Annotated in this window: 14 protein-coding genes; 8 read left to right on the forward strand and 6 right to left on the reverse strand. The window is 69.0% G+C overall.

Annotated features, from left to right (window positions below; all coding sequences use genetic code 11):
• Positions 1-251 (forward strand): hypothetical protein (locus tag VEC04_RS11310; RefSeq protein ID WP_324776883.1); only part of this gene is annotated, 251 nt, incomplete at its 5' end.
• A gap of 4 nt (positions 252-255) precedes the next feature.
• On the opposite strand, the gene VEC04_RS11315 is transcribed toward VEC04_RS11310, so the two are convergent.
• From VEC04_RS11315 to VEC04_RS11330, 4 genes are all read right to left on the reverse strand, one after another.
• Entirely contained in the window at positions 256-714 is a 459-nt protein-coding gene (locus tag VEC04_RS11315) for an HK97 family phage prohead protease (RefSeq protein WP_324776885.1), read from the reverse strand.
• 32 nt (positions 715-746) lie between these two features.
• A complete protein-coding gene (locus tag VEC04_RS11320; RefSeq protein WP_324776968.1) occupies positions 747-974 on the reverse strand; it encodes a hypothetical protein in 228 nt (75 codons plus the stop codon).
• Positions 974-2,134, reverse strand: a complete 1,161-nt coding sequence (locus tag VEC04_RS11325; RefSeq protein WP_324776887.1) for a phage portal protein — start codon at positions 2,132-2,134, stop codon at positions 974-976. The genes VEC04_RS11320 and VEC04_RS11325 overlap by 1 nt, the downstream gene beginning before the upstream one ends.
• A gap of 224 nt (positions 2,135-2,358) precedes the next feature.
• Positions 2,359-2,886 (reverse strand): YcgN family cysteine cluster protein, encoded by a 528-nt coding sequence (locus VEC04_RS11330; protein WP_324776888.1) that lies wholly within the window; start codon positions 2,884-2,886, stop codon positions 2,359-2,361.
• Between VEC04_RS11330 and VEC04_RS11335 the strand changes: the two genes are divergently transcribed.
• The 7 genes from VEC04_RS11335 to VEC04_RS11365 all read left to right on the forward strand — a co-directional run bounded on the left by VEC04_RS11335 (position 2,885) and on the right by VEC04_RS11365 (position 10,965).
• Entirely contained in the window at positions 2,885-4,726 is a 1,842-nt protein-coding gene (locus VEC04_RS11335) for an ABC-F family ATP-binding cassette domain-containing protein (RefSeq protein WP_324776890.1), read from the forward strand. The genes VEC04_RS11330 and VEC04_RS11335 overlap by 2 nt on opposite strands.
• A 172-nt stretch (positions 4,727-4,898) precedes the next feature.
• A complete protein-coding gene (locus VEC04_RS11340; RefSeq protein ID WP_324776892.1) occupies positions 4,899-5,780 on the forward strand; it encodes an alpha/beta hydrolase in 882 nt (293 codons plus the stop codon).
• Positions 5,781-6,352: 572 nt separating this feature from the next.
• Positions 6,353-7,393: an ABC transporter substrate-binding protein gene (locus VEC04_RS11345; protein WP_324776894.1), complete on the forward strand. Its 1,041-nt coding sequence runs from the start codon at positions 6,353-6,355 to the stop codon at positions 7,391-7,393.
• The gene (locus VEC04_RS11350; protein WP_414642675.1) at positions 7,386-8,162 is read left to right on the forward strand and encodes an ABC transporter ATP-binding protein; all 777 of its coding nucleotides are present in this window, start codon (positions 7,386-7,388) and stop codon (positions 8,160-8,162) included. Before VEC04_RS11345 ends, VEC04_RS11350 begins: the two co-directional genes overlap by 8 nt.
• Positions 8,159-8,911 (forward strand): ABC transporter permease, encoded by a 753-nt coding sequence (locus VEC04_RS11355; protein ID WP_324776897.1) that lies wholly within the window; start codon positions 8,159-8,161, stop codon positions 8,909-8,911. The genes VEC04_RS11350 and VEC04_RS11355 overlap by 4 nt, the downstream gene beginning before the upstream one ends.
• Before the next feature lie 81 nt (positions 8,912-8,992).
• Complete coding sequence (locus VEC04_RS11360; RefSeq protein WP_324776898.1) at positions 8,993-9,862, forward strand: hypothetical protein; 870 nt, start codon at positions 8,993-8,995, stop codon at positions 9,860-9,862.
• The gene (locus VEC04_RS11365) at positions 9,859-10,965 is read left to right on the forward strand and encodes a DUF2336 domain-containing protein (RefSeq protein WP_324776900.1); all 1,107 of its coding nucleotides are present in this window, start codon (positions 9,859-9,861) and stop codon (positions 10,963-10,965) included. Before VEC04_RS11360 ends, VEC04_RS11365 begins: the two co-directional genes overlap by 4 nt.
• A 63-nt stretch (positions 10,966-11,028) precedes the next feature.
• Here VEC04_RS11365 and VEC04_RS11370 read toward each other — a convergent pair whose 3' ends face one another.
• Positions 11,029-11,460, reverse strand: coding sequence for a MucR family transcriptional regulator (locus VEC04_RS11370; protein WP_324776971.1), 432 nt, complete (start codon positions 11,458-11,460; stop codon positions 11,029-11,031).
• A gap of 158 nt (positions 11,461-11,618) precedes the next feature.
• Positions 11,619-12,839, reverse strand: coding sequence for a DUF2336 domain-containing protein (locus tag VEC04_RS11375; protein WP_324776902.1), 1,221 nt, complete (start codon positions 12,837-12,839; stop codon positions 11,619-11,621).
• Between the last annotated feature and the right edge of the window lie 49 nt (positions 12,840-12,888).

Genomic DNA, 12,888 nt, shown 5'->3' on the forward strand with positions numbered 1-12,888 from the left:
GAGTCTACGTCCGGACCCGCACCGGCGAGGCGCTCCAGCTGACCGGCCCCGCCGCCTGCCTGGACGCGGCCAGTGACTCCACCATCGGCCTGCGAGCCCTTGGCCTGGATAGCGCCGAGGTTTGCATCGGCGATCCGGCAACTCTGGATATCCGCAGCCACGCGACCATTCTTCGCACCTGCAACGTCCATGTCGACCGGGTGGTGCCGCAGAGCGAAATCGTCCAGTTGTCCGGCCGCCGCGGTCCGTAGTTCGTCACCTCGACCGCGAAGGGCGCCCGCCCGTGCTTTTCACGCCGAACCGGGCGCCCGGCAGCATGGGAAACGTCACCAGCGACACCTCCCACAACTCCACCTCGACCAGCACTCTCAGCCGGCCTTCCCGCCGGGCGCGCTGGCTGCGGAATCCGATTGACAGCCCGTCCAGAGCCCCGGCCCTGGACAGCGCCTGGGCGAACCGCGCTTCGGCGGACCAGTCCATGATTCGCCCGCGCACCCACAGGCCACGCTCATCCTCGCGCATTTCGTCCCAGACGCCGACGGGCGACCGGCTTTCGTGCTGGTGCAGCATCCGCACGCCCGGCGCTCCCGTCCCCGCCAGGGTCTCGCCGAAAGCGCCCTTCGCGACCACGTCGCCGGTCAGGTCGGCGACGCCCCATAACGATGCATAGCCCTCGATCGGGAGACCGCCCTCCCGGCTCGGGACGGGGTCCACAACAACCGATCTCGTCCGGGCCCCGTCCCCGGTCACCGTCCGCGCTCCAGCCGCATCTCCATCCGCTCGACGGCGGCCCGCGTGGCCTTGCTCTGCTCCTCCAGTCGCGCCAGCCGCTCCGCCACCTGCCGATGTTCGCCCATCCGGCCCTCAAGGACCGAAATGCGCGCCGCCGCACCGCCGGCCCAGACCAGCGCCCCCGCCGTCTGCACCGCCAGCGCCGCGATCACCGCCACGGGAACCTTCTTCAGTATCTCCATCACGCACCCACTCCGGCCATGCGCCGCCGTTCCTCGTTCGTCAGGAAGCTGGCCACCTCCAGTCGCGCCCACAGGGCATCCCTTTCCGGTTGCAGCGCCGGTACGCCGTCGAGGTCGGCCTCGATCCTCGCCCCCGGGAACCGGCTGCCCAGCCATCCCGTCAGCGCCGCTGCGGTCTTCCTGACCAGCGGGGCCACCGTGCCGCGCCAGAACGCCCCGTTGGCCTCCCGATAGTTTGAATAGGTGGCGTCCCCGGGGATCCCCAGCAGCTGCGGCGCCACGCCAAAGGTCAGCGCGATCTCGCGGGCCGCCGCATGCTTCCCGGCGATGAAATCCATATCCGCCGGCGTCCAGCTCATGGGCTTCCAGTCGAGCCCACCCTCCAGGATCATCGGCCGTCCGGCGTTGAGAGTCCCGGCATGGGTGTCGTCGATCTGCGCGCGCAGGGCCTCGAACTGCTCGGCGGTCAGCCGCTCGCCGTCCTTGGCGCCGTAGACGAGCGCTCCGCTCGGCCGCGCCGAATTGTCCAGAAGCGCCTTGTTCCAGGCGCTCGATGCGTTGTGCACGTCGATGGCGGACGCCGCCGCCTCCAGCGGTGAAAAGCCGTAATGGTCGTCGGTCGGATGAAACAGCTTCAGCTGCATCACCGGCATCCACCCGTCGGCCTGACGAGCGATCCGCAGTGATCGGCCGTCGACGGAATACTCATAGGCCTCGGGCCAGCCGGCGCGGCCCGGCACGACCTTCACCCGGTCCGGCCGCAACGCCCAGAGCTCCGCCGGCGCCTCGTCGCCCACCGCTTCGGCATAGGCGTTCCCCGCCGTCTGCAGGCCGCCGTACAGCGCCTCCAGCCATTCCGTCCCCGACTGCTCCGGGTTCGGTTGAACCAGCAGCAGGGCGAGTGGGTGATCGTCCCGCCTCACCCCGTCGATGAACACCGCCAGCGGCGTCGAGGCCGCTGCCTCGGCGACCATCCGGACGCATCGGTAAGCGACCGGATTGCGGCCGAATCCCTCCGTCGCCAGGCTGGCGTAATCCCTGGGCGTCCAACGCGGTCGCCCCGCGCTGGTCAGGGCGATCAACGGGCCGGTCCGGCTGTCCTTGATCTCGGGCGCGCCGATGCGCCGCCGCTCCCCGAAGGGGCGCCGCCAGTTCAGCATGGTGATCTCCGGGAGGGGCCGGCGAAGCCGACGGTCGCGTCAGAATTCGCTGGCTGAGCCGCGCGCCTTGGCGGGGCCGCTCACCTGGTTTTCCGACGTACCCACATCATACCCCCGCAGCGCTATCCGGCGGAAAGATAGGTTTGAGAAATGTTCAAGACGCTGATCGGGCGGAAAACTTTTCCAGCAATCGGACTATAAGTCCCCGAAATGCCAGCACAGCGTCACGCCCCGCCGCCCCGCTCGGCGCTCCACTCAGGCGCTTCGAAGTCCAGCGCGTCCTCGGGGTCCTTAAGGGCCAGCTCCGAGACCGTCTGCCCGCGCACCGAGACACCGGCCTCATGCACGCTCTCCGAAGACCCGGAAACCAGCGGGTGCCAATCGGCCAGCCCGCGTCCCTCGTGGATCCGGCGATAGGCGCAGGACTTCGGCATCCACTCCAGCGCCTCGATATTCCACGGCGTCAGCTTGATACAGTCCGGAACGTGCTCTCGCCGGTTGGCGTAGTCGGAACAGGTGCAGCGCACCGGGTCGAACAGGCGGCAGTGCACCCGCGTCGGCACGACTTCGCCCGTATCCTCGTCCTCGAAGCGCACCAGACAACACAGCCCACAGCCGTCGCACAGGCTCTCCCACTCCGCGCGGGTCATCTGTTCGAGACGTTTGGTCTGCCAGAAAGGCTTGGTCGCCGGGTCGGTACGCTCTACATCCACGCGCTCCCCATACTCCGCCTTCCACCCGAAAGCACCCATGGCCGCGAAAGCCTCGGCAAGACCTCCTCTCGTCGCCCTCAAGGAGGTCCGACTTCAGGATGGTCCGCGCCCGCTGTTCGACGGTGTCGATCTCGCTATCGAACCTCGCACCCGCGCCGCTCTCGTCGGCCGCAACGGCGCCGGCAAGTCCACCCTGATGAAGCTGGTCATGGGTCTGGTCGAACCCGACGCCGGTGACCGGACGGTGCAGGCAGGCACCCGTTTCGCCTATGTGCCGCAGGAGCCGGTCATCACCGGCGAAACCCTGCTCGACTACGCCGTCTCCGGGGACGCCCCGCCATGGATCGCCGAAGCCTGGCTGACCACCTTCGGTCTCGACCCCGCCAAGCCAGCGGTCAACCTCTCGGGCGGCGAGATCCGTCGCGCCGCCCTGGCGAGAGCTTTCGCTGAAGAGCCCGACCTCCTGCTTCTGGACGAGCCCACCAACCACCTCGACATCCTCGCCATCGAGCTGCTCGAGAACGAACTGCTCAGCGCCCGCTTCGCCGTGCTGGTGGTCAGCCACGACCGCGCCTTCCTGAACCGTACCACCCAGGCGGTGCACTGGCTGGAAGGACGCCGCGTCCGGACTCTCAACAAGGGTTTCGCCGCCTTCGACGAATGGGCCGCCAAGGTCATGGAAGAAGAGGCGGAGTCCCTGCGTCGCCTGACCAGGAAGATCGAGGCCGAGACCTACACCTTCTACCGCTCCATCACCGCCCAGCGCACCCGCAACGAGGGCCGCGCCCGCGCCCTTCAGGCGATGCGCGCCGACCGCGCCGAACGGGTCCGCGACCTGCCGCGCGACCTCAACCTCGGCGTCGATTCCGGCGTGGCTTCCGGCAAGCTGGTGGCTGACCTCAAGGGCGTGACCAAGTCCTTCGGCGACCGGACTGTCATCAAGCCCTTCACCACGCGCGTCATCCGCGGCGATCGCCTCGCCATCGTCGGTCCCAACGGCGCGGGCAAGACCACGCTGGTGAAAATCCTCCTCGGCGAACTCCAGCCCGACAGCGGCACGGTCCGGCTCGGCGCCAATCTCGATCCCGTCTACCTCGACCAGTCCCGTGAGGGCCTGCGCTCGGACATGTCCCTGTGGGACGCGCTGACGCCCGGCGGCGGCGACTCCATTCTCGTCCGGGGCGTGTCGAAGCACGTCGCCGCCTACGCCAAGGATTTCCTGTTTCAGGAGGGCCAGCTGCGCCAGCCGATCTCGACCCTGTCGGGCGGCGAACGCAACCGCCTGCTCCTCGCCCGCGCCCTGGCGAAGCCCGCCAACATGCTGGTCCTCGACGAGCCGACCAACGACCTCGACATGGACACTCTCGACAAGCTCGAGGAACTGCTCGAGCAGTACGACGGCACCCTGATCCTGGTCAGCCATGACCGCGACTTCGTCGATCGCCTTGCGACGTCCACCGTCGCCATGAACGGGCGGGGCGACATCGTCGAGACGCCCGGTGGCTGGACCGACTTCATCCGCCAGAACCCCGGTTTCCTCCAGCCCGGCGCCAACCCACGCCCGCAGGACAAGGAGGCCGCCCGCCGCGCCGAGGCACAGCCTGCACCGGCGTCGCTCACACCCGCCGTCCCGAAGAAGCCGGCGAAGCTCTCCTTCAAGGATGCGCATCGGCTCAAGGAATTGGAGGGCCTGCTCGCCACGCTCCCCGCCGACATCGCCCGCCACGAGGCCACCCTCGCCGACCCCGATCTCTACACCCGCGACCGCAAGGCCTTCGACCGCGCCACCGCCAACGCCGAGCGCGCCCGCACCCAACTGGCCGCCGCCGAGGAGGAATGGCTGGAGCTGGAAGCAAAACGGGAAGCATTGGCGCGCTGACCTGACGCGTGGCGTTGTCCATCCGCTCCGGTAGACTCGCCCCATGACACTGGCGGTCCATGCCCTATCGCTCACACCCGGCCAAATGCGAGCGGCGGGGCGCGTGAACGCGGCTCTCGCGTTGGCGCCCCGACTGAAGTTGGCTGGATGGCGGCTGGCTCTCGGGCAACGCTTGAACGGTATCGCCGGCAAGGCGGCCGGGGCAGTCACTGAAGCGGCGTTGAAACGGCGAGGTGTCCGGATCTCCTCCGAAAGCGTCCCGACCGCGGCCGGTGCTTTGGGCATGAGGCTGCTCCAGCCCCCCGGATCCGCTCAAGCCCTCGTTGTGGATCTGCATGGCGGAGGTTGGGTGGTCGGCAGCGCGGCCCTCAATGATCGACTGACCGGTCATCTGGCTCGGGCCGGTTTCGCTGTCGCCTCGGTCGACTACCGACTGCTGGACGAGGCGCGAGGCATCTGGATGCACGACGCCGTCGAAGACTGTTCGGCGGCCCTCCGCTGGGCCCTGGACGAAGGAGCGCGGCGGTTCGCGACCGACAAGATCTTTGTCATCGGGGAGTCCGCCGGAGCGCATCTGGCGGCCCTCGCCGTCTTGGCGTTACGGGATCAGGATGCCGGCGTCCGGCCCGCTGGCTGCATTTTTGTGCAGGGCGTCTTCGATCTCTCCGCCACGGCCTCGGCCAGATCAGCGGGGCGTGACGCTCTGCTTTTCGACGGACCAAATCTGGCGCGCGATCTGGCGCGGTTGGCGCCCGGTCGCGACGAGGCCGCCCGCAGGCTCCCGGACGTCTCGCCGCTCTACGCGGATCTGTCCGACATGCCGCCCGCCCTGTTCGTCATGGGCGAGATCGATCCGTTTCGCGACGACAGCCGACTGATGGCGGAGCGTTGGGCTGAATTCGCACCAACGACCCGACTGGATGTGCCGGCGGCTCCGCACGGCTTTCAGCACTTTGGCGCGCCCACAGCCGGGCTCGCTCAAGCCTTCGTTCGCGACTGGATAGCGCACCAACTGGAGAATCGCCCGCTTTCTGTGGAAAACGCAAGCTCCTGATCCGCCTTCGGGAATTCCAGCCGCCCACAGATATGCACAGGGTTATGCACCGGGGCCGGGGCGGTTCCGCACAGCCGGCCAGATTCGGGCGCTTGCCGTCTAACGGATTTGGCGCGAACGTCAACAGGCCGAGGGACACGGCGGCGCGGAAATCCGGGGAGACCCGGGGCTCAAAGCGGACCGGCCCGGCTCTCTGACCCGATGCTACCGGGGGGTTTTCGGACCTTAACGAGCGGGGGGCAGGATCAAGGCCCAAAGGACTGTTCGAAGGCTTCGGCCCCGGAAGACCCTGAGGGAACCGGATCGGGATCGATGGACGGCGCGGGGCTCGACCTCGCGGAACGCCGGAGACCAGGAGCGCGACAGAATACAGCCGACCATCACCGGGGTTCGCCTCGCTGATGCTGAGGCCAGGGTTCTGAACCTCAATGGCCAAGTCCAACCCGGACTTGGCGAGGGGACGAGGAAAACCGGTTCGCCGGGGCTCTTCGTCCCCTCGCTCAATTCCGGAGCCTGCTTTGGGGCGCTCGCTCTCCCTTCCCTTCCCCACGAGCCGGCCGTAAACCAAGGCCATGAACCGTCGCGGGAATCGCCCCTCATCGCCTGACCGCCGCGCCCTGATCGCCGCAGCCGGAGCGCTGGCGGCGACCGGCGCCCTCGCCGGCTGCGGACGATCCGAAGCGCCCGTCGACGACGACGGACGGGTTCGGCTCCGCTTCGCCACCGACTGGCGCGCCCAGGCCGAGCACGGCGGCTTCTACCAGGCTCTGGCCTCTGGGGCCTACGAAAAGCGCGGTCTGAACGTGCAGATCATCCAGGGCGGTCCGACCGTGAACGTGCCGCAGCTGCTGGCGTCCGGCGCTGTCGAGCTGGGCATGGGCTCCAACAGCTTCATCCCGATGAATCTGGTCGCCGAAGGCGCGCCGGTGAAAGCGGTCGCCGCCTTCTTCCAGAAGGACCCGCAGGTTCTGATCGCCCATCCCGACCCGACCCTGAACTCCATCGCCGACCTGCGCGACCGGCCGATCCTGCTCGCCACCGCCTCGCGCGACGCCTTCTGGGTCTGGTTGAAGGCGAAATACGGCTTCACCGACGACCAGGTGCGGACCTACAATTTCAACGTCGCCCCTTTTCTCGCGGACGAGCGGGCGGTGCAGCAGGGCTATCTGACCAGCGAGCCGTACACGATCGAGAAGGAGGCGGGCTTCACGCCCAAGGTCTTCCTGCTCGCCGACGAAGGCTATCCCTCCTACGCGACCATGGTGCTCGCGCCCGACGCCTTCGCCCGCGACAACGCCCGTGCCCTGCGCAGCTTCATCGCCGCCTCGGCCGAGGGCTGGCGTGATTACATCCAGGGGGACGGCAAGGCCGCGAACGCCCTGATCCGGCGCGACAATCCGGATATGACCCAGGACGTCCTCGACCAGGCCCGCGCCAAGCTGAAGGCCAACGGCATCGTCGACGGCGGCGACGCGGCGCTCTACGGCCTGGGAACCATGACCGCCGAGCGCTGGCGGGCCTTCTTCGAGGTTACCTCGGAAGCCGGCGTCTACCCGCCGAACCTCGACTGGCGCCAAGCCTTCACGACCCAGTACCTGCCCGGCCGTGGCTGAGACCGGCCCGGCGGTTGCGGCCGCGCTGCGGAACGTCATCGTCCGCTATCCGGGAAGGGCCCCGCTTGGACCGGTCGACCTGACCGTCGCCCCCGGCGAAATCGTCGCACTGGTCGGCCCGTCAGGAGCCGGCAAGTCCACCCTGTTGCGGCTTCTCGCCGGCCTCGAAAAGCCTTCGGAAGGAACGGTCTCCGGCGGAGCCGGACACGGCCGTACCGCCTTCGTTTTCCAGAACGCCACCCTGATGCCGTGGGCCCACATCCAGGCCAACGTGGCGTTGCCGCTTGAGCTGACAGGCCTGCCCCGGGACGAGGCGCGGCGTCAGGCGGGGCAGGAGTTGACCGGCGTCGGTCTGGGAGACCGGCTGTCGGCGCGTCCGCGGCAGCTGTCCGGCGGCATGGCGATGCGGGTCTCGCTGGCCCGGGCTCTCGTCACACAGCCGGACCTGCTGTTGCTCGACGAGCCGTTCGCGGCCCTCGACAGCGTCACCCGCCGCCGGCTGATCGAGGATTTGCACCGGCTCTGGGCCGGCCGGTCGCCCCGGCCCGCGATCGTGTTCGTCACCCATGACGTCGAGGAAGCCGTCTATCTCGCCCATCGCGCGGTGGTGCTCGACGCGGCCACGGGAAGAGTCTCGGCGACGCTGGATCTGCCCGGCTCCTTACCGCGCGAGACGGGCTGGCGGTCTGAGCCGCGCTATCTAACGGCTGTCGAACGCCTCGCCGCCTCCCTGGCGGGGGCGATGGGCGTGACCGGGTCGGCCCCATGATGCGCCTCGTTCCTCCCGTCGCCCTCGGTCTCCTCCTCCTCGCCGTCTGGGAGATCGCCTGCCGCGCTCTCCAGGTCCCGTCCTACCTGTTGCCGCCGCCGAGCGCCGTCGCCGTGGCCTTGGTCCAGCGCGCCCCGCTGCTGCTCTCGTCCGCCGGCATCACCTTCTGCATGGCCTTTCAGGCGTTGGTCGTGGCTTTCGTGCTCGGCGGCGGTCTCGCGCTGGCGGTTTCGCTCAACCGCTCCGCCGAACAGGCCGTTCGGCCGCTCGCGGTCGCCCTGCAGGTCACCCCCGTGGTAGCCATCGCTCCGCTCGTCGTGATCTGGGCGGGACTGGACCACGCCGACCGGGCCGTAGTTGCACTCGCCGCGGCTGTGGCCTTCTTCCCACTGTTCTCTGGCGTGCTGACGGGTCTCAAGTCGGCTGACCCTGATCTGGAACGGCTGTTCGACCTGTATGACGCCTCGCCTGTCCAGCGTCTGATCCGGCTGCGCCTGCCGTCCGCCCTCCCTTTCATCCTCGAGGGCCTCCGGGTCGCGGCGGGCCTGTCGGTGATCGGCGCCGTCGTCGCGGAGTTCGTCTCGGGCTCCGGAGCGACACAGGGGCTGGCATGGCGGCTGCTCGAGTCGGGCAACCGCCTGCGCACCGCTGACATGCTCGCGGCCTTGCTCTGCCTGATGATCATGGGGCTGGCCCTGCACGCCGCCGTGGGCGCCGCCGAGCGCGCCGCGCGTCGTCTCCTGGCCTGAACCGCGAGCCGCCCGTTAGCAGCGGGTTAAGCCCCGCCCCGCTACCGTGGCGCTCCAAGTTCCCGCGCCCGGAGCCCGCCATTGCGCCGCGCCTCGACCCTCGCCGCCGTCCTCGCCGCTGCTGGCGGCCTGCTGCTGGCCGACGCCGCCGTGGCCCAGTCCAGCCCGCGCACCCTCTCATGGCCCGGACGCGGCGAGGCGACGCCTCCGGGCAGCCGCGTCCCCTCCGGACCGGCCCCGGCCGCCCGCAATCTGCGCCGGCCCAATCCCGTTATTCCGCACGGCGGCGCCGCTGCTCCGGAAGCCCCTCCGCGGGGTTTGGCTCCCGCACCCGGACCAGCCCGGCGAACCCTGACTCCCGCCAACGCCTGGCTCCGCCCGTCCGCGCCGCCGACGGAGCTTGCCCCCGCTCCGGCTCCGACCATCGACGCGGCTCCGCCTCCGGTCGCCGCCCCGTCGCGGCCCGGGCCCGAATACCTGCCCCAGGGTGGAGGCGGTCAGCCTGTGCCCGCTGAGGTGATCTACCCAGCCCCGGCTCAAGGCGATGACGCCGCCGCCGTCGCCGATCCGATGGCCCCACGCCGCGATGCGCTGATCTTCCAGATGCAGCAATCGCCGCCCCCGCCCCCGCCCCAAACCGCGCCGCAATCGCCTCCGGCGCCTCGGGCCGAGGCCGCGCCTCAAGCGCGCGCCGTCATGGAAGTGGCGCACTCCGGCGACGGTCCGACGCGCCAAGGCGGTCGCTACTATTCGGTGCACCGCCAGAACGGCCGTGAGCCGGACACGCTGACGATACCGGAACCGACCTATGTCGACGGCATCGTGGCGAGCGGGATCGAGACCATCGCCTCGCAGGATCTCGCGGCGCCGGAGCAGGGGCCGACCCTGATCCGCGATCGCAACGGCAATATCCGCGCCGCGCCGGCCCCCTCGGACGGGGACCACCAGTGACCGACACGCCGGCCCTGTCGCGCCTGCCAGACCTCATCGCCCTCGCGGAGGAGGAATCCAGCGAGAAGCGGCGGACGCTGTTGCGCGAGCTCACCGAGCATTTCTTCGGCGGCTCGGTCCGCACGCCGGCGGAGGACAAGCTCTACGACGCCGTTCTGGTCAAACTGGCGGACGATATGGAGTCCGCCGTCCGCGCCGAACTGTCCGCCCGCTTCGCCAGCGCCCCGGACGCTCCCCACACCCTCATCCGGCGCTTGGCGAACGACGAGGCCGCCGTCGCCGGCGCGGTTCTGGCCGCCTCGCCGGTGTTGAGCGACGAGGATCTGCTCGGCGTGGTTCGCCGCCACGGCCAGGACCATCTGCGCGCCGTCTCGGCCCGCCCTTCGGTGTCGGAAGCGGTCTCCGAGGTGATCGTGGAACGGGGCGACGACGAGACGCTCGGAACACTGCTGCGCAACGACGGCGCCCGCCTGTCGCGCAAGGCCTCCGAGGTCGCGGTGGAACGGGCCAGGAGCAATCCCGCCCTGCACGAGGCCACGGTTTCGCGCGCCAGCCTGCCGCCCGATCTTCTCAATGACATGTATTTCGTGGTCGAGGCGCGGCTCCGCACCCGCATTCTCGAACAGAACGCCAGCATGGACACGGCCCTGCTCGAAAGCGCTCTGGCGGCGGGTCGGGCTCGCGTAGCCACCGATGACGGCGCCCTGCCGGCCGACTACGCCGAATGCTCCGCCTATGTGGAGGAGCTCCGGGCCGCCGGCCAACTGACCCCCCAGATGCTCGCCCGCTTCCTGCGATCCGGTGACAAGACCGGTGGTCGGACCTCATTCCTGATCGCCCTGGCGCAGCTCGCCGACATCGACTTTCACACCGCCCGCCAGATCGTCGAGCGGCGTGAACTCGACGCCCTGGCCGTGGTGTGCAAGGCCGCCGATCTCGACCGGGCCCTGTTCCTGACCTACGCGGTGGTGCTGCTAAACGATGACGGGGACGCTATGGCCAAGGCGCACTCCTACGCCCGGATGTATGCGGAACTGACACGCGGGGCGGCGCTGCGCACCCTGCGCTTCTGGCGCATGCGCCGGGGAGCCCAGGCGGCCTGACCCCAAACGGAAAACGCCCACCCCCGGTGAGGGGCGGGCGTCCCGGCCAGTCCTGAGGACGGACTATTTCTTGGCGGCGCGACCAGCGCGGGCGGGTTTGCGGCCGCCCTGGCCGAGGCCCATCTGCTTGGCCAGGTCTGAACGCGCCTTGGCGTAGTTCGGCGCGACCATCGGATAGTCCTTCGGCAGACCCCACTTGGCCCGGTATTCTTCGGGGCTCATGTTGTACTTGGTGCGCAGGTGACGCTTCAGCGACTTGAACTTGCGCCCGTCTTCCAGGCAGATCAGGTAGTCCGGCGTGATCGACTTGCGCACCGGAACCGCGGGCTCCTTGGGCTCGGGCTCCGGCTCGACCGCGCCGCTCGAAACCTGCGACAGCGCCGCATGAATGCTGGAGATCAGTCCCGGGACTTCCGCGGCTTGAACATTGTTGTTGCCGACATAGGCCGACACGATGTCGGCGGTCATCTCGAGCAGTTGCGAGTTGTCTTCCATGCGCGGCCTCACCTTGTGATCTGATCGTTTCAGCCGAACGTTGACCGTCAGCCCGTCGCACGGGTGAATAGAGCCGAACATCGATTCACGCAATAGCGTATTCGTCGGTTCGGCGGGCTTCACTTATCAGACTAGACGGCCGTAATTCGACGCGTAGATCAGCGGCCGAAGTTCTCCGCCAGCGCCAGCATCGCCGCCCTCTCAGGCGCCGAATACTCGTCCACGTCGTCTTCCTCGCCGTGACGGATCGCCCTGAGTAGAGCGGGCGTCAGCGCAGATGACAATGACCAGTTCCAGTAGCGCAGCACCGTCTGGGCCCGATCCACAGCCAGCATGTCATAGGTGACCTGAACCCGCTCCCACACCGGATCGGGCGAGCCGTCCTCCGCCGTCTCGGGGCGGCGCATCGAACGCCACAGGCCGGCCAGGTCCGACTTGGCCAGCCCGGTGGCCTTGCACAGGATGGCCAGCGGCTCGCCGCCCGGATCGCCAAGGATTTTTGCCCCGGTGATGGGCTTTACGCCAGAGAGATAGGCGATCTCCGTCGCCACTTCCCGCGTCAGGCCGTTGCGGGCGGCCGCCTCGACGGCCTGCTCCAGCCCGCCGTAGGGGCTCTTGTCGATCGCGGCGCGGTTTCTCTGCCGGCGCTCGATGAACTGCAGGGCCTTGCGGGAGACCGGGTCCTGCCAATTCTCCTCGGCGGCCATGGCGAAGACGTCCTCCACCACCTCCTGCATCACCTCGCGCGACACTGCGAACCTCTGCAGGATCGTGCGCCGGTCGTCAGGGCCCGACCACCAGAACATCACATAGGCTCCCGACGGGCGCAGTTCGGGTCGCTTCAGCAGGTGGGCGCATAGTTGGCGTTCGGTTCGGCTCAGGCTGACCACGCCCTCGACCGCGACCTGGCTGAGCCGGGCGGTGCCGTTTCTCAACACCGCCTCGATCACCTGGCTTTCGCCGAAGCTCATCAGCGTTTCCGTGACGACTTCCGAAAGGCCCCGTCGATTGGCCATCAGGAAACGGTGCTCGACCGTCGCATCGCGGGCGCAGGCGACCAGATCAGCGTCGGACAGGGAAGCGCACTGCTCGATCAGCAGACCGGCGATGTCGGGCGCGTCCCGCAGCAGCATCCGGGCGATGGCGTTTGGGACCTCCGCCAGGGGCGCCAGACGCGCGGCCACGCGCTTGCGGTCGTCATGAGAGGCGAGCCGCAGCATCTCGACCAGCAGGTCGCCGGTGACGGAGCGTTCGAAGGTGTTGACCCGGCTGCCCGGCAACGACACCAGATCCGCCAGGCGCTTCAGCAGCGCATGGCGCGAGCGAAAGCCGCCTCGCGGGGCGGCCTCCTCCTCGGCTGTGAGAGCGGGCTCGGACATATCGGCGGAAAGGTTAAGTGGTCGCCGGTTAACCGCCTGTGACGGTCAG

This window comes from Brevundimonas sp. (assembly GCF_035626535.1).
In the GTDB taxonomy this organism is placed as follows: Bacteria; Pseudomonadota; Alphaproteobacteria; order Caulobacterales; family Caulobacteraceae; genus Brevundimonas.

Bases quoted from the DNA above. Each gene is read 5' to 3' on its own strand.
- VEC04_RS11355 (WP_324776897.1), top strand. From the start codon at position 8,159: ATGATGCGCCTCGTTCCTCCCGTCGCCCTCGGTCTCCTCCTCCTCGCC.
- VEC04_RS11375 (WP_324776902.1), bottom strand. From the start codon at position 12,839: ATGTCCGAGCCCGCTCTCACAGCCGAGGAGGAGGCCGCCCCGCGAGGC.
- VEC04_RS11325 (WP_324776887.1), bottom strand. From the start codon at position 2,134: ATGCTGAACTGGCGGCGCCCCTTCGGGGAGCGGCGGCGCATCGGCGCG.
- VEC04_RS11370 (WP_324776971.1), bottom strand. From the start codon at position 11,460: ATGGAAGACAACTCGCAACTGCTCGAGATGACCGCCGACATCGTGTCG.
- VEC04_RS11330 (WP_324776888.1), bottom strand. From the start codon at position 2,886: ATGGGTGCTTTCGGGTGGAAGGCGGAGTATGGGGAGCGCGTGGATGTA.
- VEC04_RS11335 (WP_324776890.1), top strand. From the start codon at position 2,885: ATGGCCGCGAAAGCCTCGGCAAGACCTCCTCTCGTCGCCCTCAAGGAG.
- VEC04_RS11345 (WP_324776894.1), top strand. From the start codon at position 6,353: ATGAACCGTCGCGGGAATCGCCCCTCATCGCCTGACCGCCGCGCCCTG.
- VEC04_RS11320 (WP_324776968.1), bottom strand. From the start codon at position 974: ATGGAGATACTGAAGAAGGTTCCCGTGGCGGTGATCGCGGCGCTGGCG.